This window comes from Neorhizobium sp. LMR1-1-1.1 (genome assembly GCF_040675795.1).
Lineage (GTDB): Bacteria > Pseudomonadota > Alphaproteobacteria > Rhizobiales > Rhizobiaceae > Neorhizobium > Neorhizobium cellulosilyticum.
This window is the reverse complement of sequence record NZ_JBEGHE010000025.1, coordinates 270,737-291,392: the sequence shown is the minus strand read 5'-3', so window position 1 is coordinate 291,392 and position 20,656 is coordinate 270,737. Positions and strand designations below refer to the sequence as shown.

The 20,656-nt window shown below is 59.5% G+C and carries 21 protein-coding genes; 9 read left to right on the top strand and 12 right to left on the bottom strand.

Translation table 11 applies throughout. The features are described from left to right. Positions 1 to 52 precede the first annotated feature (52 nt). Positions 53 to 934, top strand: a complete 882-nt coding sequence (locus MRBLMR1_RS14595; RefSeq protein WP_500065141.1) for a LysR family transcriptional regulator — start codon at positions 53 to 55, stop codon at positions 932 to 934. Here MRBLMR1_RS14595 and MRBLMR1_RS14590 read toward each other — a convergent pair whose 3' ends face one another. Then, a complete protein-coding gene (locus tag MRBLMR1_RS14590) occupies positions 935 to 1,486 on the bottom strand; it encodes a bleomycin resistance protein (RefSeq protein ID WP_148146022.1) in 552 nt (183 codons plus the stop codon). Between the two features lie 291 nt (positions 1,487 to 1,777). On the opposite strand from MRBLMR1_RS14590, the gene coaBC reads away from it, so the two are divergent. Together coaBC and MRBLMR1_RS14580 are read left to right on the top strand one after the other, a co-directional pair. Further along, complete coding sequence (gene coaBC / locus MRBLMR1_RS14585) at positions 1,778 to 2,986, top strand: bifunctional phosphopantothenoylcysteine decarboxylase/phosphopantothenate--cysteine ligase CoaBC (RefSeq protein ID WP_148146283.1); 1,209 nt, start codon at positions 1,778 to 1,780, stop codon at positions 2,984 to 2,986. Between the two features lie 15 nt (positions 2,987 to 3,001). Continuing rightward, the gene (locus MRBLMR1_RS14580; protein ID WP_148146023.1) at positions 3,002 to 3,367 is read left to right on the top strand and encodes an MmcQ/YjbR family DNA-binding protein; all 366 of its coding nucleotides are present in this window, start codon (positions 3,002 to 3,004) and stop codon (positions 3,365 to 3,367) included. A 3-nt stretch (positions 3,368 to 3,370) separates the two neighbouring features. Here MRBLMR1_RS14580 and MRBLMR1_RS14575 read toward each other — a convergent pair whose 3' ends face one another. Then, entirely contained in the window at positions 3,371 to 4,177 is an 807-nt protein-coding gene (locus MRBLMR1_RS14575) for a class II glutamine amidotransferase (protein ID WP_148146024.1), read from the bottom strand. A 268-nt stretch (positions 4,178 to 4,445) separates the two neighbouring features. Here MRBLMR1_RS14575 and otsB point away from each other — a divergent pair, with 268 nt between their 5' ends. The 3 genes from otsB to MRBLMR1_RS14560 all read left to right on the top strand — a co-directional run bounded on the left by otsB (position 4,446) and on the right by MRBLMR1_RS14560 (position 7,324). Then, on the top strand, positions 4,446 to 5,255 hold the full coding sequence (gene otsB, locus MRBLMR1_RS14570) for a trehalose-phosphatase (RefSeq protein WP_148146025.1): 810 nt from the start codon (positions 4,446 to 4,448) through the stop codon (positions 5,253 to 5,255). A 37-nt stretch (positions 5,256 to 5,292) separates the two neighbouring features. Continuing rightward, on the top strand, positions 5,293 to 6,672 hold the full coding sequence (gene otsA, locus MRBLMR1_RS14565) for an alpha,alpha-trehalose-phosphate synthase (UDP-forming) (protein ID WP_148146026.1): 1,380 nt from the start codon (positions 5,293 to 5,295) through the stop codon (positions 6,670 to 6,672). Between the two features lie 67 nt (positions 6,673 to 6,739). After that, entirely contained in the window at positions 6,740 to 7,324 is a 585-nt protein-coding gene (locus MRBLMR1_RS14560) for an IMPACT family protein (RefSeq protein WP_148146027.1), read from the top strand. 6 nt (positions 7,325 to 7,330) lie between these two features. Here MRBLMR1_RS14560 and MRBLMR1_RS14555 read toward each other — a convergent pair whose 3' ends face one another. Then, positions 7,331 to 8,911: a peptide chain release factor 3 gene (locus tag MRBLMR1_RS14555; RefSeq protein WP_148146028.1), complete on the bottom strand. Its 1,581-nt coding sequence runs from the start codon at positions 8,909 to 8,911 to the stop codon at positions 7,331 to 7,333. Positions 8,912 to 9,010: 99 nt separating this feature from the next. On the opposite strand from MRBLMR1_RS14555, the gene dut reads away from it, so the two are divergent. Together dut and cysK are read left to right on the top strand one after the other, a co-directional pair. After that, the gene (gene dut / locus MRBLMR1_RS14550; RefSeq protein ID WP_148146029.1) at positions 9,011 to 9,481 is read left to right on the top strand and encodes a dUTP diphosphatase; all 471 of its coding nucleotides are present in this window, start codon (positions 9,011 to 9,013) and stop codon (positions 9,479 to 9,481) included. Between the two features lie 188 nt (positions 9,482 to 9,669). Then, positions 9,670 to 10,635: a cysteine synthase A gene (gene cysK, locus MRBLMR1_RS14545; RefSeq protein ID WP_148146030.1), complete on the top strand. Its 966-nt coding sequence runs from the start codon at positions 9,670 to 9,672 to the stop codon at positions 10,633 to 10,635. Between the two features lie 7 nt (positions 10,636 to 10,642). Here cysK and MRBLMR1_RS14540 read toward each other — a convergent pair whose 3' ends face one another. The 9 genes from MRBLMR1_RS14540 to MRBLMR1_RS14500 all read right to left on the bottom strand — a co-directional run bounded on the left by MRBLMR1_RS14540 (position 10,643) and on the right by MRBLMR1_RS14500 (position 19,350). Then, positions 10,643 to 12,178 (bottom strand): YifB family Mg chelatase-like AAA ATPase, encoded by a 1,536-nt coding sequence (locus MRBLMR1_RS14540; RefSeq protein ID WP_148146031.1) that lies wholly within the window; start codon positions 12,176 to 12,178, stop codon positions 10,643 to 10,645. Between the two features lie 175 nt (positions 12,179 to 12,353). Next, positions 12,354 to 13,304: a glutathione synthase gene (gene gshB / locus MRBLMR1_RS14535; RefSeq protein WP_148146032.1), complete on the bottom strand. Its 951-nt coding sequence runs from the start codon at positions 13,302 to 13,304 to the stop codon at positions 12,354 to 12,356. Positions 13,305 to 13,432: 128 nt separating this feature from the next. Further along, complete coding sequence (locus MRBLMR1_RS14530) at positions 13,433 to 14,530, bottom strand: sn-glycerol-3-phosphate import ATP-binding protein UgpC (RefSeq protein ID WP_148146033.1); 1,098 nt, start codon at positions 14,528 to 14,530, stop codon at positions 13,433 to 13,435. 12 nt (positions 14,531 to 14,542) lie between these two features. Continuing rightward, complete coding sequence (locus tag MRBLMR1_RS14525; protein ID WP_148146034.1) at positions 14,543 to 15,385, bottom strand: ABC transporter permease subunit; 843 nt, start codon at positions 15,383 to 15,385, stop codon at positions 14,543 to 14,545. Between the two features lie 11 nt (positions 15,386 to 15,396). Beyond that, complete coding sequence (locus MRBLMR1_RS14520) at positions 15,397 to 16,380, bottom strand: ABC transporter permease subunit (protein WP_312404213.1); 984 nt, start codon at positions 16,378 to 16,380, stop codon at positions 15,397 to 15,399. Between the two features lie 81 nt (positions 16,381 to 16,461). After that, complete coding sequence (locus MRBLMR1_RS14515) at positions 16,462 to 17,760, bottom strand: extracellular solute-binding protein (RefSeq protein WP_148146285.1); 1,299 nt, start codon at positions 17,758 to 17,760, stop codon at positions 16,462 to 16,464. A gap of 130 nt (positions 17,761 to 17,890) precedes the next feature. Then, positions 17,891 to 18,265, bottom strand: a complete 375-nt coding sequence (locus tag MRBLMR1_RS14510; RefSeq protein ID WP_148146035.1) for a YraN family protein — start codon at positions 18,263 to 18,265, stop codon at positions 17,891 to 17,893. Then, positions 18,265 to 19,185 (bottom strand): 16S rRNA (cytidine(1402)-2'-O)-methyltransferase, encoded by a 921-nt coding sequence (gene rsmI / locus MRBLMR1_RS14505; RefSeq protein WP_148146036.1) that lies wholly within the window; start codon positions 19,183 to 19,185, stop codon positions 18,265 to 18,267. The genes MRBLMR1_RS14510 and rsmI overlap by 1 nt, the downstream gene beginning before the upstream one ends. 24 nt (positions 19,186 to 19,209) lie before the next feature. Beyond that, entirely contained in the window at positions 19,210 to 19,350 is a 141-nt protein-coding gene (locus MRBLMR1_RS14500) for a hypothetical protein (RefSeq protein WP_183684929.1), read from the bottom strand. A 90-nt stretch (positions 19,351 to 19,440) separates the two neighbouring features. Here MRBLMR1_RS14500 and dnaN point away from each other — a divergent pair, with 90 nt between their 5' ends. Beyond that, positions 19,441 to 20,559: a DNA polymerase III subunit beta gene (dnaN, locus tag MRBLMR1_RS14495; protein ID WP_148146037.1), complete on the top strand. Its 1,119-nt coding sequence runs from the start codon at positions 19,441 to 19,443 to the stop codon at positions 20,557 to 20,559. The last annotated feature ends 97 nt before the right edge of the window (positions 20,560 to 20,656 follow it).

Below are 20,656 nucleotides of genomic sequence, written 5' to 3'. Positions count from 1 at the left end.
ATGCGTTCATGTGTCCAATATATGGAGGACGCGTTCGTGATAGGTTTTAGATATGGAGCTTCGACATCTTCGTTATTTCGTCGCCGTCGCGGAAGAATTGAATTTCACCCGGGCCGCGGCAAAACTCGGCATCGGCCAACCGCCGCTCAGCCAGCAGATCCGTGACCTCGAAACGGAGATCGGCTCGCAGCTGTTTCACCGAGTGGCGCATGGCGCCGAATTGACGGCCGCCGGTGTCGCCTTCCTTGCCGAGGCCAGGATCTCGCTTGCAGCCGCGGATCACGCAAAACTCGCGGCGCAAAGGGCTGCGCGTGGCGAAACGGGGCGTCTGACGCTCGGTTTTACGGCTTCGGCGACGTTCAACCCGGCCGTGACGACGATCATCCGGCAGTTTCGGGCACGATGGTCGGAGGTCGCCCTGTCGCTGATCGAGATGAACAGCAACTGGCTGATGGAAAAGCTCAATCGAGGCGAGCTCGACGTCGCCTTCATCCGGCCGGGGCTGGAAGATCCGAAGGACGTGCGGCTGAAACGCATGGCGGACGAACAGATGCTGGTGGCGCTTCCCGTCGGTCATCCGCTTGCGGCACAAAGCCGCGTGAAGCTCGCAAGCCTTGCCGGCGAGCCTTTCATCATCTTTCCGCGCAATATGGGCCTCAGCCTCTATACAGACATCCTGCAGGCCTGCAAGGAAGCCGGTTTCGAGCTGACGGTGACACAGGAAGCCCCTCAAATCCCTTCGGTCGTCAATCTGGTCGCGGCGGGCCTTGGCGTGTCGATCGTGCCCAAATCACTTGCCAAGATCGAAATCGACGGCGTCGTGTTTCGACCGATAGAAGGGCCGCCGCTGGTGGCGCGACTGGGGATCGCCATGATGAAGGAACAACGATCCCCGATCGCCCTCAATCTGTTCAGCCTTGTGCAGGCGAGCTGATCAGGCCTTTATTTCGCGCTCGCAAAAAGTGATGCGGTTGCTGAACGGGTCGATGACAGTGACCTCCAGTCCCCAGTCCGCCTGCTCCAGCCCCGGCCGCATATAGGGGTAGTTCTTACCGATCAACTCTTTCTGGAAGGCGGCCGCCCCCGACATGGGCACGAATACGCGCGCGCCGGGCGAGGCGTCACCGGCGTGTTCGGAGAGATGGATCAGCATGCCGCTGCGCGACATCTGGCAATAAAGCGGTGCAGTGGGCGCGAAGCGATGTTCCCAATCCACGGCAAAGCCGAGGAAATCCCGATAGAATTCCATCGCCTTCGTCACATCGAAAATGCGGAAGATCGGGATGGCGGGCTGGATGGAGATCGCGTCTTTTCGCTCCGTCGGTTCGGCTGCCTCGATCTTTGCGGCAAGAACGTTCCAGTCATCGTAACCGAACTGGGCGGAGACCAGTTCCAGTGCCTTGCTGTGGGAGAGTTCGACATTCTGTTCGGCAAGCGCATCGCGCAGGCTTTTTGCCATCAGTTTTGCATCGCGGAAATCGCGCATGACATCATCCTTTCAATGGACGAACGGCCAAATCAGGGCCCGCATTGCTGATCCGTTCGTCATCATTGGCCGGATGGTCGAGGATGATGGTCGGTTGGATGCATTCACCATGGCTGGATGCCGCGGGCGGCTGGCCGCATCCGGCCCTAGGGAATTGGTAGCGCAGCGGATTGTCGCAGGCAAGTGGATGACCGCCGTTCACCACTTGCCATTCACCACTCGGGAGGAAAGGCGATTGCAACTTTGAGGACAAGGTCTTAGCTTCCGGGCACTTCAATGGCAGGCAAGACTATGGAACTCTCCGGCAAGCGTATTCTCCTCATCATCTCAGGCGGCATCGCGGCCTATAAGAGCCTCGACCTGATCCGCCGGCTGCGCGAGCGCGGCGGCGAGGTGAGGCCGCTGATGACGAAATCGGCGCAGGAATTCGTTACGCCGCTTGCCGTTGGCGCGCTGTCTTCAGGCCATGTCTATACGGAACTGTTTTCGCGCGAAGACGAGCAGGATGTCGGGCACATCAGGCTGGCGCGCGATTGCGACCTCGTTCTGGTGGCACCCGCCACGGCGAACCTGATGGCGAAGATGGCGCTTGGCCTGGCCGACGATCTGGCGAGCACCGTTCTGCTTGCGACCGACCGGCCGGTTCTCGTAGCACCCGCCATGAACCCGAAAATGTGGAATGCGGCTCCAACCCGCCGCAATGTCGAGGTTCTCCAGCGGGACGGGATTTCCTTCATCGGCCCGATGGCAGGTGAAATGGCGGAAAGCAATGAGGCAGGTATCGGGCGAATGGCCGAACCGCTGCAGATTGCGGCCGCGGTTATCGATCTTCTCGATAGTGGAGCAAAGCCGCTTGAAGGCCGAACCGCAATCGTTACGTCCGGCCCGACCCATGAACCGATCGACCCGGTACGCTACATCGCCAACCGATCTTCCGGCCGCCAGGGGCATGCTATTGCCGCAGCGCTGGCAAAGCTCGGCGCAAAAGTTACGCTGGTTTCCGGCCCGGTGACGATCCCCGATCCAGCCGGCGTGACGACCGTTCATGTGGAGACGGCAAGCGAGATGCTGGATGCCGTCACCTCGCAATTGCCCGCGGATATCGCGGTGATGGTGGCGGCCGTTGCAGACTGGCGCGTGGTTTCTTCCGCCGACCAGAAGATAAAGAAGCAGCCGGGCGAGGCCCCTTCCCCGCTGCAGCTGGCGGAAAATCCGGATATCCTGAAAACCGTCGGCCACCATGCGAAGCGCCCGAAGCTCGTTGTCGGCTTTGCGGCCGAAACGCAGAATGTCGAGGCAAACGGCCGCGCCAAGCTGGAGCGCAAGGGCGCCGACATGATCGTCGCCAACGACGTTTCGCCGGAAACCGGCGTGATGGGCGGCGATAGAAACCGCGTGAAGATCATTTCAGCTCAGGGCATCGATGAATGGCCCGATCTTGCAAAAGATGAGGTTGCCGGACGGCTGGCGGCACTGATCGCTTCCAAGCTGCAGAGCTAAGGAGGAGCGAAAACCATGAACCGGTTCACCCGCAGAGGCTTCGACGCCTTCGTGAAGACATTGCCGGGAACGACATTCGTCGACCAGTGGGACAGTCATGTCGCCAAGGTGGGCGACAAGGTGTTCACGCTTCTGAGCGAGGGCGACGAGGCTCGCATCGTGGTGAAATGTTCAGAGGAAAGTTTCGAGATCCTGACGGCGCTCGACGGGATCGGCCAGGCACCCTATTTCGCCAAGCGCAAATGGGTGGAGATCAAGGCGAGTGCGCCACTTTCCGAGGATGAACTCGTGCACTACGTGACCCGCTCCTACGAACTGGTGGCTGCCGGACTGACGAAGAAACTGCGGCTGGAACTTGGGATCACGCTACCAGTGGCGTGAAGATCAGGCGGCTTCAGCGAGCAGCTTCGGCTGGAACAACAGCGCCTGCATGCCATCCGGGCAGACCTTGACGGCGCTGCCATCCGGGATTTCCACCCAGGTATCGGCCTCGTCGTTCAAAGGTTCGGAGACGAGACAATAACCGCTTTTGGCACCTGCCGGGCCGGCCATTGGGGCGGCATAAAGGGTCGGCGGCTTGTGATCGGTGGCGTAACGCACGGCATAAAGCTGCTTGCCGTCAGAGAAACAGGCGGTGAAGCGCACCAGCGCCTCGCCGGATTTTTCGATCGACAGCGCCTCAACCGTTGCGACGGCCTTTTCCATTGCACCCAACGGATCGGCATCGAGGCCGAACTGCAGCGCAAGCAGGAAGATCATTTCGCTATCGGTCGTGCCGGTTCGGGCGCTGAACAGATCGTCCGAGAGCATGCTTTCCAGACGGCGGCGAATGCGATCGAAATTGGCGATCTGGCCGTTATGCATGAACGACCAGTGGCCGTGAACGAAGGGATGACAGTTGTCGCGCCGGGTTGCGCCCGTTGTTGCTGCGCGGACATGAGCGAGGAAAAGCGATGAACGGATCTGCCTTGCGAGGCTCCTCAGATTGCAGTCGGACCAGGCGGGCAGAACATCGCGGTAACGCCCCGGCTCAGGCCTGTCGCCATACCAGGCGATGCCGAAACCATCTCCGTTTGTGGCCGTCTTGGCGCGGGTTGCACAATGGGATTGCTCTATGAGGGAATGGGCGGGTGATGAAACAAGCTCTTCCAGATAAAGCGGTTCGCCTCGATAGGCAGCCCAGCGGCACATGGATTTTTTAACTCCGATAGAGATCGCGGCCAAACGTGGCGCATTGAGAGGAGGGTCGGGTTATTCGCCTAATGAAAAGTTAAGCTAACAGTATTCGTGACGGAAATGCGACGGGCGAAACTTCACGTTTTGCAACGCACATTAAGACTGTTGTGTGCAGGCAACGCTTTTCGGCTTGCCCGCACGGTACCGTACAGACCGCCCCATTTGCGGCCATTCCGTGGCATCAAGGGTTGCCGATGTTCCACCTCGGCCTAGATAAGAACCCATGTCGCAACAAGCAAATCCACGTGAAGCCCGGGATTCTTCCGGTTTCACACCATCCGGAGCAGTGGTTTCGGGTCTTCTCAGAGACTTCGACCGATGGGCACTGTTCCTTGATATCGACGGGACGCTTATCGATCTGGCAGCCACGCCTGACGGGATCGTCGTTCCACCGAATCTCCCCACCACTCTTCACACGATCTCTAAAAAGCTCGGTGGCGCTCTGGCGCTGGTGACAGGTCGCGCCCTGCCTTATGCCGACCGGCTTTTCGAACCCTACCGATTTCCGATCGCGGGCCTTCATGGCGCTGAACGACGGATGTCGGATGGCCTCATAGAGCGTGTCACCGCGACACCGGAATTCGAAGTGCTGAAGGAACGCCTTGCGACAGAGGCCGCAGGACTGGACGGCGTGCTGATCGAGGACAAGGGGGCCGCAATCGGCGCGCATTACCGACAGGCCCCGCAGCTTCAGGCCCAGCTTGAAGCGCTGATGGAACGCGCCGCCATCGATGCAGGCAGCGATTTCATTTTGCAGCGCGGCAAAATGGTGATCGAACTTCGTCCGGCGCGAGCTAGCAAGGGTGAAGCCGTACGACACTTCCTCAGCGAACCCTGTTTTGAAGGCCGCTTACCGGTTGCGATCGGTGACGATCTAACCGACGAAGCCATGTTTGCGACCGCCAATGCGCTTGGCGGACTGTCGATCAGAATCGGCGAGGCGACCCTGCCTGACGGAAAAACCACGCAGGCGGCGATGCTTATCTCTTCCGCAGCCGAGCTGCGCGATATTCTGGCTGGTCTTTCTCGATAATGCGCCGGCTGTACTTCATCATTGGAAGGAATTTAACTTGAGCCGCCTTGTGGTCGTTTCGAACCGTGTCACCGTTCCCAAAAAGGCTGGCGATGCGCCGGCCGGCGGTCTTGCCGTTGCCTTGCAGGCGGCGCTCGAAGAGCGCGGCGGCATCTGGATGGGCTGGTCCGGCAATTCGAGCGGCGAACGTGAGCCGGAAAAACTGGATATCCGCGAGCATGGCAACATCACCTATGCGCTGACGGATCTGACGGATACGGATGTCGAGGAATATTACCACGGTTTTGCCAACCGGGTGCTCTGGCCGATCTGCCATTACCGGCTGGATCTTGCGGAATATGGCCGCAAGGAAATGGCCGGTTATTTCCGCGTCAACCGTTTCTTCGCCCACAAGCTGGCGCCGCTTCTGAAGGAAGACGACATCATCTGGGTGCATGACTACCACCTGATCCCGCTTGCCTCCGAACTGCGGCAGATGGGCTTCAAGAACAAGATAGGCTTCTTCCTGCACATCCCCTGGCCGCCGGCCGATGTGCTTTTCGCCATGCCGGTGCACGAACAGATCATGCGCGGACTGTCGCAATATGATCTCGTCGGTTTCCACACGGATTTCGATCTCGACAATTTCGGCGGCGGACTGGTGCGCGAGGGAATTGGCGAACGTCTGGAGGGAGGCAATAAATTCTCCACCTATGGCCGGACCTTTAAGGGCGGCGCCTATCCGATTTCCATCGAGACCGAAGCCTTTTCCAAATATGCGGTGAAGGCATCGCGCAATACGATGGTGAAGAAAGCCAAGGAAAGCATCGAGGGCCGCGATCTCATCATCGGCGTGGACCGGCTGGATTATTCCAAGGGCATTACCCAGCGTATCGATGCGTTCGAACAGTTCGTGCGGCTGAACCCGGCCTACCAGAACAAGGTCACCTATCTGCAGGTCACGCCAAAATCGCGATCCGAGGTTCCGGAATACGAGCAGATGCAGCGTACGGTCGCCGAGCAGGCAGGTCGCGTCAACGGCGCTCTCGGCCAGGTGGACTGGACGCCGATCCGCTATGTGAACCGGTCCGTACCACGACCTCTTTTGGCCGGCCTCTATCGCCTTGCCAAGATCGGGCTCGTCACGCCGCTGCGCGACGGCATGAACCTTGTCGCAAAGGAATATGTCGCGGCGCAGGACCCGGAAGATCCGGGCGTTCTAGTTCTCTCCCGTTTCGCCGGCGCCGCCCGCGAACTGACAGGCGCGCTGCTGGTCAATCCTTACGATATCGAAGGGACGGCGCATGCGATCGCACGTGGTCTCAGCATGTCGCTCGACGAGCGCAAGCAGCGGTGGGAAAAGATGATGAACCACCTGCTCGAATACGACATCAACCGCTGGTGCGACGATTTCCTCAAGGACCTGACAGCGGATTAAACGAGCCGGACCTGGCTAGGAAGGGCTGTCACTTTCCTTGCCAAGGGCGAGACGCTAAAGCTCTGGCATGTTCCAGCTAGAGCAAGCCGCCACATTCGAGCAGATCATCAAGAAAAGCCGGTTCCTCGCGATCGCGCTTCCCGTTGCGACCGAAGAGGAAGCGAAGGCAGCGCTCGCGACGCATTCCGATGCCGACGCCAACCATAATTGCTGGGCATGGCGGATCGGTGCGGCCTATCGGTTTTCCGATGACGGGGAGCCGAGCGGTACGGCGGGCAAACCTATACTGGCTGCAATCGACGGCCAGTCGCTGACCAATGTCGTGGTGATCGTCACCCGCTGGTTCGGCGGGATCTTGCTCGGTAGCGGAGGTCTTGTGCGCGCCTATGGCGGCACGGCGGCGGGTTGCCTGAGAAACGCGCCGATGATCGAGCTGAAACCTTCCGTCGAAGGGCTTGTGCGTGTCGAGTTCTCTGATCTGGCGCGCGTGAAGGCGCGGCTTCAGGCGATCGCGGACCTTGCGATTGCCGAGGAGCAGTTTACCGCAACCGGAGCCGACCTGCATCTTCGGGTTCCAGAGACAGAAATCGAAACCGTATCACGGCTTGTCTCTGACCTCACGAGCGGCAGGTCGGAGCTGAAGATCGATTGATCGGGATCACGCCGCCTTGGCGACGTGATATTCCTTGATGGCAGCCATCTTGATCGACGGATAACGCTCGGCCTCGTAACGTAGCGAAAACGCATCCTGCGCCAGGAAAACCGGGTCGCCATCGAGGTCGCGGGCGATATCGCCGCGCTTGACGGTGATGAATTTTTCCATGTCGACCTTGTTGTCCGACGAAACCCAGCGGCAGACCGAGAAGCGCGACATTTCGAAACTGACCGGCAGGCTATATTCCGCCGAAAGCCGTTCCTTCAAGACGTCGAGCTGTAGCGCGCCGACCACGCCGACAATAGCGGGCGAGCCGTCTTCCGGCTGAAAGAGCTGCACGACGCCCTCTTCCGCCATCTGCTGCAGGGCTTCCTTAAGCTTTTTCGCCTTCATCGCATCGCCCAGCCGGACGCGGCGGAGGATTTCCGGCGAGAAGTTCGGGACGCCCTGGAAGACCAGCGATTCACCTTCGGTCAGCGTGTCACCGATACGCAGCGTGCCGTGGTTCGGAATGCCGACCACGTCACCGGCATAGGCCGTATCAGCGATATGGCGCTGGGAAGCGAAGAAGAACTGCGGTGCCGTGAGGCCCAACTGCTTGCCGGTGCGGGCAAGCCTGGCCTTCATGCCGCGTTCAAGCTTGCCGGAACAGATGCGGGCAAACGCGATACGGTCGCGATGGTTCGGGTCCATGTTGGCCTGGATCTTGAAGACGAAGGCCGTCATCTTGTCTTCGGCGGCATGAACGGTGCGGATATCAGCAACCTGGTCGCGCGGCGGCGGGGCGAAATCACCCAATGCGTTGATCAGATCGCGAACACCGAAATTGCGGAGCGCCGAACCGAAGAAGACCGGCGTCATGTGCCCTTCGAGAAAGGCTTGACGATCAAACGGGCGGCAGGCTTCGAGCGCGAGTTCCACTTCTTCGACGAAGGCCGCGCGCTCGTTTTCCGGCAGACGGTCGGCGACCGCCTGCGGACCGTTGACGGAGATGGAATCTTCGCTATCGGGACCGCGAACCTTGTTTTCGGCAAGATGATAGGAGCCACAGAAGCTTTTGGAGCGGCCGATCGGCCAGGTGATCGGAGCGGTATCCAGCGCCAGCTTTTCCTCGACTTCATCGAGGACCTCGAAAATGTCGCGGCTTTCGCGGTCCATCTTGTTGACGAAGGTGATGATCGGGATATCGCGCATGCGGCACACTTCGAAAAGCTTCAGCGTACGTGGCTCGATACCCTTGGCGGCATCAATGACCATGATGGCGGCATCCACCGCCGTCAGCGTGCGATAGGTATCGTCGGCGAAGTCTTCGTGACCCGGCGTATCCAGGATATTGAAGACCTTGTCGTTATATTCGAAGGTCATCACCGAGGTGACGACCGAGATGCCGCGCTCGCGCTCGATCTTCATCCAGTCGGACCGCGTCTGGATGCGATCCTTCTTCGCCTTGACCTCGCCAGCAAGCTGGATGGCGCCGCCGAACAGAAGCAGCTTTTCGGTCAGCGTCGTCTTGCCCGCGTCCGGGTGGGCGATGATCGCAAATGTACGGCGGCGGGAAACCGCCTCTGCCAGAGTTTCGGCCATGTCAGCAACAATCCTTCGAGTTGCCGCGTATCTAGCGACTTAGTGGATAAGTTTCAATTCGTGTTTGACCCCGGCGACTATCACCGGGCTAATGAGGAGATGAACGCTCACACTTCTTCTTCGCCCAAGCTCAATCTCATCCGCCTGGAAAATGGCGATGGACTGGACCTGCCCTCCTATGAAACCGGCGGTGCGGCGGGCATGGATCTTCGTGCGGCGGTGGCCGACGCCGAGCCCATGACGCTTGCGCCGGGAAAACGGGCACTCGTGCCGACCGGCTTCATTTTCGAGATCCCGGCCGGTTATGAGGCGCAGATTCGCCCCCGCTCCGGTCTAGCGTTCAAGAACGGCATCACCTGCCTCAATACGCCCGGTACGATCGATAGCGATTACCGTGGCGAAGTGAAGGTGCTGCTGATCAATCTCGGCGAGGAAGACTTCGTCATTAGTCGCGGAATGCGGATTGCCCAGATGGTAATCGCGCCGGTAACGCAGGTGCGCGTGGCCGAGATCAGCGACGTGACCGAAACCGTGCGCGGTGCAGGCGGCTTCGGTTCGACCGGGGTCTGACGCCGCTTTCCGGCCGCGCCAGCATTGATAGCTGTCAAGATTGCCTCTTTTGCAGCATGCGATTGCGCCACGCCGCCTGTCGGGAGAAGGATATTTCGCCTTTTTTCGATGCGACAAGACAAATTCATCCTCGCCTCTTTCTCCATCGGACACTATTTTCGGTCACCTGTTCTAGTGGAGAAACGACAATGTCGGACAAGAAGCCGGGCCGCGGCCGGATCTATTCCTCGATCACCGAAACGATCGGCGACACGCCGCTCGTGAAGCTGGACAAGCTGGCGAAGGAAAAGGGCGTGAAGGCCACGATCCTCGCCAAGCTCGAATTCTTCAACCCGATTGCCTCCGTCAAGGACCGTATAGGCGTCGCGATGATCGAGAGCCTGGAAGCACAGGGCAAGATCGCGCCGGGCAAGACGACGCTTGTCGAGCCGACTTCGGGTAATACGGGTATTGCGCTTGCCTTTGCGGCAGCCGCCAAGGGTTACAAGCTGATCCTGACCATGCCGGAAACCATGTCGGTCGAGCGACGCAAGATGCTGGCGCTTCTCGGCGCCGAACTCGTTCTAACCGAAGGTCCGAAGGGCATGAAGGGCGCGATCGCCAAAGCCGAAGAGCTGGCCGCCACGCTGCCCGATGCAATCATTCCGCAGCAGTTCGAAAATCCCGCCAACCCGGAAATCCACCGCAAGACAACGGCCGAGGAAATCTGGAACGATACCGACGGCAAGGTCGATATCTTCATCGCCGGTATCGGCACCGGCGGCACGATTACCGGCGTCGGTCAGGTGCTGAAGGGCCGCAAGCCTGACGTCAAGGTGATTGCCGTCGAGCCGAAGGAATCTCCGGTCCTTTCCGGTGGCGAGCCAGGTCCGCACAAGATCCAAGGCATCGGTGCAGGCTTTGCGCCAAAGATCCTCGACACCAAGGTCTATGACGAGATCGTCACGGTTGCCAGTGCCGACGCATTGGAGACCGCCCGCCATGTGGCCGCTCTCGAAGGTGTGCCGGTCGGCATTTCCTCCGGTGCCGCGCTGAAGGCTGCGATCGAAGTGGGCAGCCGCCCGGAAAATGCCGGCAAGACGATCGTCGTCATCATCCCCTCGTTTGCAGAACGTTATCTGTCGACCGCCCTGTTCGACGGTTTGGGCGGTTAAAACACATTCACGCAGCCGCGATCGCCAGCCGCTCGCTGGCCATGCGGTAGGAAATCGCCTCCGCCAGATGCAGCCGGCCAACGGTCGGCTTGCCGTCGAGATCGGCGAGCGTGCGAGCCACTTTCAACACCCGATGATATCCGCGTGCGGAGAATTTCAGTTTCTCCGCCGCATCCCTCAGCAGTTGCAGGCCGGACGGATCAGGTTCGGCCACTTTCTCGATCAGCGACGTGGAGCAACGTGCATTGGTGAGCGGCCCCGGCAGGCTTGCCGTGAGATAACGATCCTGCTGCAATTCTCTGGCTGCGTGAACGCGTCTGGCGACATCGGTACTGCTTTCCGCCGGTGCCGGCCGGATCAGGTCAGAAGCCGACACTGCCGGTACATCGATGCGGATATCGATACGATCCATCAGCGGGGCGGAAATACGGGCCTGATAATCGGCGGCACAGCGCGGACCTCTGGCGCAGGAATGGCCGGGCTCACCCGCCATGCCGCAACGACACGGGTTCATCGCCGCAATAAGCTGGATGCTGGCCGGATAAGAAACACGGTGATTGGCGCGGGCGATGACGCATTCGCCGGTCTCCAGTGGCTGGCGCAGAGCATCCAGCACCTGAGGTGAGAATTCGGGGAATTCGTCGAGGAACAGAACTCCGTGATGGGCAAGTGAGGCCTCGCCCGGTTTTGCCCGCAGGCCGCCCCCGACCAGCGCCGCCATGGTCGCCGAATGATGAGGCGTGCGATAGGGTCGACGATCCGAAAGCTTTCCGCCCGAAAGCTGGCCGGCGATCGAGTGAATCATCGAGACTTCCAGCAGTTCGGCTGCCGAAAGCGGCGGGAGGATAGAGGGAAGTCGTGCCGCCAGCATCGACTTGCCGGAACCAGGCGGACCAACAAAAAGTAGATTATGTCCGCCAGCCGCCGCGACTTCCAAGGCACGCTTGGCGCTTTCCTGTCCCTTGATCTCGGCCAGATCCGGCAGATTGGCCGGCAGAGCGCGGATTGCCGGTTGCGGACGCGAGATGACCTGCGTGCCGCGAAAATGATTGGCGAGCGCGATCAGGCTGCGCGGGGCGATAATATCAACATCCGGCCCTGCCCATGCTGCTTCCGCACCACTGTCTGCCGGGCAGATCAGGCCCTTGCCGACGGCATTGGCGCTGATTGCCGCCGGTAGCGCACCGGCAACCGCCGCCAGCGTGCCATCCAGGTTCAGTTCGCCGATGACGACATGATCGGAAACAGCATCACCCGGAATGGCGCCAAGTGCAGTCATCAAGCCAAGCGCGATGGCAAGGTCGAAATGCGACCCTTCCTTGGGCAGGTCGGCAGGCGCAAGATTGACCGTTACCTTTTTCGCCGGCATGGCGAGGCCGGACGCGTGCAGTGCGGCCTGCACCCGCTCGCGGCTTTCTGCAACCGCCTTATCCGGCAGGCCAACGATATGCATGCCCATCTTGCCCGGGCCGACCATGACCTGTACGTCGACGGGAACACCTTCTATGCCCTGGAATGCAATGGTACTGACGCGTGAAACCATGCCAATCGCTCCCACAGATCATGTCCGGAACGACGGCCCTGCCCCACGGCTTGCCTTCGCCCCAATACAACCATAAGCTGACACGGCGCGAAAATTTAAACAAGAACAAAAATCGAACAAACTAAACAAAAAAGGCGCCCGGTCAGGCGCCTCTCTGTCGAATCAAAGACTAAACTCAGTTGAGCTTGGCTTCGATCGCATCCCACATCAGGCTTGCGACATCGGCTCCGCCGAATTTCTTCACTTCGCGGATGCCTGTCGGCGAAGTTACGTTGATTTCGGTCATGTAGTCGCCGATCACGTCGATGCCGACGAAGATGAAGCCACGCTCGCGCAGAGCCGGTCCGATACGGGCGCAGATTTCCTTTTCACGCGTCGTTAGTTCGGTAGGCTCGGCGCGGCCGCCGACATGCATGTTGGAGCGGCTGTCGGTTTCGGCCGGCACGCGGTTGATCGCGCCCACCGGCTCACCATCGACGAGCAGGATACGCTTATCGCCCTTGCGAACCTCTTTCAAATAACCCTGAGCGATATAGGGTTCGCCGCGATACATCTGACCGAACATTTCGAGAAGCGAGGTGAAGTTGCGATCGTCACGGGCGGAGTGGAAGACGCCGGCGCCGCCATTGCCGTAAAGCGGCTTCAGGATGATATCGCCCAACTCGTGACGGAAGGCGGCAATTTCTTCAGGATCACGCGAGATCAGCGTCGGCGGCATCAGGTCGGAAAATTCGGTGACAAAGATCTTTTCAGGCGAATTGCGCACCCAGGCCGGGTCGTTGACGACGAGCGTCTTCGGGTGGATGCGTTCCAGCAAATGGGTGGAGGTGATGTAGCCCATGTCGAAGGGCGGGTCCTGGCGCAGAAGCACGACGTCCATCTGCGAAAGATCCACGCGCTGCTTCTCTCCGAGCGTAAAATGATCGCCCTTGATGTCGCGGACCTGCAGCGGTTCGACGGCGGCAAAGATCTTGCCGTCGCGCATGGTCAGGCGATCGGGCGTATAATGGAAAAGCTCGTAGCCGCGCGATTGGGCCTCCAAGGTCATTGCGAAGGTGGAATCGCCAGCAATGTTGATGCTGGAAATATGGTCCATCTGGATTGCGACCTTGCGAACATGCGCCATGAGTTTCGTCCCCGATAAAGATGCCGCCTGAATTTGGGCTTGCCTGATTTAGGATGGCATAGGCCCGAAAGCAATGCGGCCGGGAACAATCCCGACCGCACAGATTAAACTCATCCGCATCCGGCCGTTCAGGCGACCGGTTCGGCCACTGCAGCAGGGGCCTTGGCGGGCACGGAAGCCTCCAGTCGCTTGCCTGTTTCGGCATCAAAGAAATGCAGTTTGGACGGGTCGATTGCGATCCGCATATCATTCGTGATTTCGGCTTCGCCGGAGAGCGCGATCGTAACGGCCTGATCACCGACAAGGCCATGGGCCAGACGCTGGGAGCCGAGTTCCTCGACATATTCGACGGTAAAGGGCATGCCTTCAGCCGACGACACCACGCGCAGGTCTTCGGCGCGCAGGCCGACCGTGACGGCACCAGAAGTGGGGGCGTAGCCGTTGAGCGAAATCTGCGACGAGCCGATCGCGAGCCTGTCGCTCTGCAGTTCCGCTTTCACGAGGTTCATCGCCGGAGAGCCGATGAAGCTCGCTACGAAGGTGGAGGCCGGGGTGTGGTAGACGTCGAGCGGAGAGCCGACCTGTTCGATCTGTCCGCCGTTCAGGACGACGAGGCGATCGGCAAGCGTCATCGCTTCGAGCTGGTCGTGAGTGACATAGATAGAGGTCGTGCCGATGCGGCGCTGCAGGCGCTTGATCTCGCCACGCATCGAGACACGCAGCTTGGCGTCGAGGTTGGACAGCGGCTCGTCGAAGAGGAAGGCGGCCGGTTTGCGGACGATGGCGCGACCCATGGCGACGCGCTGACGCTGGCCACCGGAGAGCGCACGCGGCTTGCGATCGAGATACTGGGTGATTTCCAGCATGCGGGCAGCTTCATTGACGCGCGCGTCGATCTCGGCCTTCGGGGTCTTGCGGTTCTTCAGCCCGTATTCGAGGTTCTGGCGCACCGTCATATGCGGGTAGAGCGCATAGTTCTGGAACACCATGGCAATATCGCGGTCGGCCGGTTCGACCTGGTTGACCACGCGGTCACCGATCTTCACCGTGCCTTCAGAAATGGCTTCCAGGCCTGCGACCATGCGCAGAAGCGTGGACTTACCACAGCCCGAAGGGCCGACCAGAACGATGAACTCACCGTCCTTTATGTCGAGATTGATGTCGGAGACGGCACGTACGCCGCCATTATAGATCTTGCCAACGCTGCTGATGTCGATCGCGGCCATTGTTATCGTTCCTTACTTGTCGCTTTCGGTCAGGCCCTTGATGAACCAGCTCTGGAAAATCACCACGATTGCCACGGGCGGAAGCATGGCGAGAACCGCCAGCGCAAATGCCTCGTTGTAATCAGGGATGTTCGAGCCGACCCAGACCTGCAGGATGGATTTGATGCCGCGCATCAGGGTGAAGAAGCTCTCGTCGGTCGTCATCATCATCGGCCAGAGATACTGGTTCCAGCCATAGACGAACATGATGATGAAGATGGCGGCGATCATGGTACGCGAAATCGGCACCAGAATGTCGATGAAGAACTTGAATGGACCTGCGCCGTCGATACGGGCGGCTTCCAACAGTTCCTCGGGCACGGACTTGAAGAACTGGCGGAAGTAGAAGGTGCCGGTGGCGGATGCCAGAAGCGGCACGATGAGGCCTGTGTAGCTGTTCAACAGGCCGAGATCCGACATGACCTGATAGGAGGGCATGATGCGCACTTCGAGCGGCAGAAGCAGGGTGGTGAAGATCACCCAGAAAGAGAGTGTCGCCATGGGGAAGCGGAAATAGACGATGGCATAGGCGGCCATCATCGACAGCACGATCTTGCCGACGGCAAAGCCGATGCCGAGGATCAGCGAATTCATCATCATGCGGGCACCGGTGATATCGCCGGTAAAGCCACCCTTCTGAGTCAGCACCTTCTCGTAGGTGGCGATGAAATTATCACCCCAGGCGAGCGACAGGCCGTTCATGTGAATATCGGCTGCCGTGTGGGTGGAGGTCATGAAGGCGACCACGACCGGCATGCAGAGAAACAGCGAGCCAAGGATGAGGACGAGATGATCGGAAAACTTGGTGCGATACATGGCTAGTCCTCTCAATTGTAGTGGACGCGCCGCTCGATGAAGCGGAACTGGAAGATGGTGAGGACGAAAACCACGATCATCAGAATGACCGACTGGGCCGAAGAGCCGCCGATATCATTGCCGCGGAAGCCGTCGGCATAGACCTTGTAGACCAGCGTCACCGGGTTGTTGGCAGGCTTGTCCTTGACCATGACGTCGATGATGCCGAACGTGTCGAACAGCGCGTAGGTGACGTTGATGGTCAAAAGGAAAAAGGCGGTCGGCGCCAGAAGCGGAAGGATGACCGTCCAGAAACGGCGCATGCCCGAGCGGCAGTCGATCATCGCCGCTTCGCGCACGGAGACCGGCACGTTCTGCAGACCCGACAGGAAGAAGATGAAATTGTAGGGGATCTGCTTCCAGACGGCGACAACCGTCATGGCGAAGGCCGTGTCGTAATAGTTCAGGCCAACCTGCATATGCCAGCCGAAATAAGACATCATCTTCACGAAGGGGCCGACATGCTGGTCGAAGATCATCATGCCGATCAGGCCCGAAACGGGGGCCGCAATGGCGTAGATGGCGATGAGCAGCGTCTTGTAGGTCGAAGCGCCACGGATGACGCGGTCGGCCTTGACGGCAAGCAGCAATCCCAGCGAAAGCGACAGGAAGGTGACGAGCACAGTGAAGACTGCGGTAAACAGCGCGATCGACTGGTATTCGGAGCTGAAGATCACATCGGTATAGTTGCTCAAGCCCACGAAGGTGGAGCCGAAGCCGAACGGGTCCTCAAGGTAAAAGGACGAACTTACCGCCTGGACCGAGGGCCAGTAGAAAAAGATGAAGATCACCGCGAGCTGCGGGAAAAGAAACAGATAGGGCAAAACGGGCGAGGTGAACTGCACACGCTTCATTTCTTCCGCCGCGACGGCAGTCTTCTTGCTGCGTGCCTTGCCCCCGAAACCGAGACGGGACAGGAAACCGCCGGGCTGCGGTTGTGACGTCGTATAGGCCACGAGTTCTCCCCTTTCTTGCAATTACAAAAGAGCCCGCCCGCCCCTTATAAGGAGCGGACGGACCATGATGGGAGATGGCTATCAGCCGGCGGTCTTGGCGAAACGGGTGAGGAGGTCGTTGCCTTCCTTCTCGATGGTTTCGAAGGCCTTCTGAACGGTCGTTTCACCCGAGAAGATCTTGTTGTATTCGCGTTCCATGATGGAACGGATCTGCGGGTAGAAGCCGAGGCGGTAGCCCTTGGACCATTCGCCCGACGGCAGCATCAGCTGCTTGATGCCGACTTCAGCAACCGGGGTCTTTTCGTAGTAGCCTTCCTTCTTGGCCAGTTCGTAAGCAGCCTTGGTGATGGCGACGTAACCGGTAGCCTGGTGGTAGAACTTCTGGATTTCCGGCGAGGTCAGGAACTGGAAGAAGTCAGCCGTGCACTTGTTTTCGGCTTCCGGCTTGCCGGCCATTGCAAAGAGTGCAGCGCCACCGATGAAGGTGTTGGTGCCGGCGCCCTTGATGCTCGACCAGTAGGGAAGGAAATCAGCCGAGAATGGCATGGAAGCGGTCTTCTGCAGGCCACCGAAGGAACCGGAAGAACCGATCCACATAGCAACCTTGCCTTCTTCGAAAGGCTTCTGGTTGTCGTTCCAGCTTGCGCCGTAGAACTTGTAGAGACCTGCGTCAGACCAGGCCTTCAGCTTTTCGAACATCATGACAAGGTTCTTGTCGGTGAGGTTCATCTTGGTGTCGACAACGCTGTCGTAACCGTTGTTGTTGTTGGCGAACTGGATGTTCTGGCGCGAGAAGAAATTCTCGGTGAACTGCCAGGTGAGCTGCGAAGCGGTCATCGGGATGAAGCCGGCTTCCTTGAGCTTGGGAGCAACAGCTTCAAACTCTTCCCAGGTCTTCGGCACGGCAACGCCGGCCTTTTCGAAAGCCTGCGGGTTGACGTACATGATCGGAGCCGAAGAGTTGAACGGCATGCCGATGAACTTGCCCTTCGAGTCAGCGTAGAAATAGCGAACGCCCTCGATGAACGCATTGCGGTCGAACTTGTAACCTGCATTGTTGATCAGGTCTTCGGCGGCGACGGTTGCGCCCTTGGCGTTGATGATGGTGGCAGCACCGGCATCGAATACCTGCAGGATGTTCGGCTGTTCGCCCGAACGGAAAGCGGCGATACCGGTTGCCAGAGCTTCTTCGTAGGTGCCCTTGGAGATCGGAGTCAGAGCGCAAGCGGTCTGCGAAGCGTTGAACTTCTGCGACACTTCGTTGATGACTTCACCGTTACGGCCGCCCATGCCGTGCCACCAGGTGATGTTGGTTGCTGCGAGCGAGGAGGTTGCAGACATTGCAACTGCCATCGCGGCCATCGAGAATTTCTTGATCATGGTCATGGTTACGTCCTCTCCGCCTTGGTTGGATCGAGGACCGCAATAGGGCTTGCCCGTGACAGGCTCTTAACAATTCTGTTTCAGATTTGTGACGTTTGCACAGCTTTGCAAAAACTTCACAACACCGTCAAAAAGCATCCGGAAAATGCCGGGGCAAACGCCAGGGCAGGACGGCGATAATATCGTAACGGCAGGATAGAAGATGGGCGTCACGGCGGCGCGACAGCCAGATATCGCTTGCAGCCCTTATCCGCCTTTGGGCGCCGTAACCGACCGCATCGATCGCGTCAGCTTCTCGGGCGCGCGCCTTAACCTCGACAAACAGGATAAGAGTGTTTTTGCGGGCGACGATATCGATTTCGCCGAGCCGTGTCCGGTATCGGAACTTCAGGATCCGATACCCTTTAAAGAGAAGATAGAGAGCTGCGAGATATTCGGAGACGTGGCCGCGCCGTTCGGCGCGCCGGCGTTTATGCCGCCTGTCCTCGGCTCCGCGCCCCATCAGCCCTCATCCTTGTCCTTCATGGCGGCATCTTTCATGGTAACCAGCCGTTGATAGAGGTCTCGCTTCGAAAGGCCTGTCAGACGTGCCGCTTCCGCCGCAGCCTTTGCCGCGGGCATGGATGATGCCAGCTCCTCCAGCAGCACATCGACATCGACAGCCGCCGGCACATCATCATAGGCAGGCGGCCCGACGAGGAAGACGATCTCACCCTTGACGTTGCGACCGTCGAAGGCTTCAGCAAGCTCTCCGAGCGACGCGCGGCTGATCTCCTCGAAGGCCTTGGTCAGTTCGCGCCCAACACAAGCCGCGCGGCCCGGCCCCAGAACATCGGCAGCGGAGGCCAGCGTGGCGGTAATGCGATGCGGAGATTCAAAGAATATCAGCGTTGCGGGAATTTTCGACAGTTCCGCCAGTCGGTCGCGGCGTCCTTTTTCCTTCACCGGCAGAAAACCGGCAAACAGGAAGGCATCATTCGGAAGACCGGAAGCAACCAGCGCGGCGAGAGGCGCCGAAGCGCCCGGAATGGGGACTACCCGATGGCCCGCCTCGATGGCCAGCTGTCCGAGCCGATACCCCGGATCGGAGACAAGCGGCGTGCCGGCATCGGAGACCAGAGCCACGGACTTGCCCTGTTCCAGCGCCGCCAGCAGCCTGGGCCCCATCTCGTCGGCATTATGTTCGTGATAGGCATAGGGCTTGTTGGCGATGCCGTAACGGTCAAGAAGCACACGAGTGACGCGCGTGTCCTCGCAGGCCAGCACGTCGGCACCGGCGAGCGTTTCCAGCGCGCGCAGCGTGATGTCGCCGAGATTACCGATCGGCGTTGCAACCAGATACAGCGCCGGCTCCAGCGGGCGCGATGGCACGAAAGTGTTGGCAACACGGTAACCCCGGGTCGCTTCAGAGGGTCCAGCCACGAGCTTTTCAATTCAGTTGGATGATCATAAGCCCTTTATGGTCAAGGCGATGGCGGCCTGCAAGCGGCAGAAGGCCAAGTTTTCTGTGTGCAGCTCCGTCGCGAGTGCCGAAATGAAGCAGACTTCCCGCTTATCCTCTTGCGTTGAAAGGTCGATCTCTGCCATTTTGCCCGTCCACATCGTCCGGCTTGCGAAAGCCGAAGAATATCAGGTGCCCCACCTCCCGGGACGCCCAGGTCGAAAGCGGTTGAGTCCATGCGTATTACTCTCGAGCGGTCCAATCTTCTGAAATCGTTGAGCCACGTGCACCGCGTGGTCGAGCGCCGCAACACAATCCCGATCCTTTCCAACGTGCTGATGCGCGCCTCCGACGCGAGCGTCGAGCTGAAGGCGACCGATCTGGATCTGGAAATCACCGAAGCCGTTCCGGCGATGGTCGAGCAGGCCGGCGCCACCACGGTTCCCGCGCATCTTCTCTACGAAATCGTCCGCAAGCTGCCCGACGGTTCGGAAGTTCTGCTTGCCACCAATCCGGACGGCGGCTCGATGACGGTCCAGTCCGGCCGTTCGAAATTCTCGCTGCAATGCCTGCCGGAAACGGATTTCCCGGATCTGACCGCCGGTTCGTTCAGCCACACGTTCAAGCTGAAGGCGACCGATCTCAAGATGCTGATCGACCGGACGCAGTTCGCGATCTCCACCGAAGAGACCCGTTATTACCTGAACGGTATCTTCTTCCACACGATCGAGGCCGACGGCGACCTGAAGCTGCGTGCCGTTGCGACCGACGGTCACCGTCTGGCGCGCGCCGACGTGCAGGCGCCTTCCGGTTCGGAAGGCATGCCGGGCATCATCATTCCGCGCAAGACCGTTGGCGAGCTGCAGAAGCTGGTGGACGATCCGGAAGCACAGGTCACCGTCGAGGTTTCCGACGCAAAGATCCGTCTATCGATCGCCGACATCATCATGACGTCGAAGCTGATCGACGGCACGTTCCCGGATTACCAGCGTGTCATCCCGACCGGCAACGACAAGGAAATGCGCGTCGATTGCCAGACCTTCACCAAGGCCGTCGATCGCGTTTCGACCATTTCGTCCGAGCGCGGCCGTGCGGTAAAGCTTGCCCTGACGGAAGGCCAGCTGATGCTGACGGTCAACAACCCGGATTCGGGCAGCGCCACGGAAGAAGTCGCGGTCGGATATGAAAACGATCCGATGGAAATCGGCTTTAACGCAAAATATCTGCTCGACATCACGGCCCAGCTTTCGGGCGACGACGCCATCTTCATGCTTGCGGATGCGGGTTCGCCGACACTGGTCAGAGATACCGCGGGAGACGATGCTCTCTACGTGCTTATGCCAATGCGCGTTTAAGACAATCGAGGCGGCCGGAAATTTCGAGCCGCCTTTTTTATGCCGTTTTCTAATTGCGACATTTTTGCCTGCCTTTGCGTCATCGACCTTGACCCCT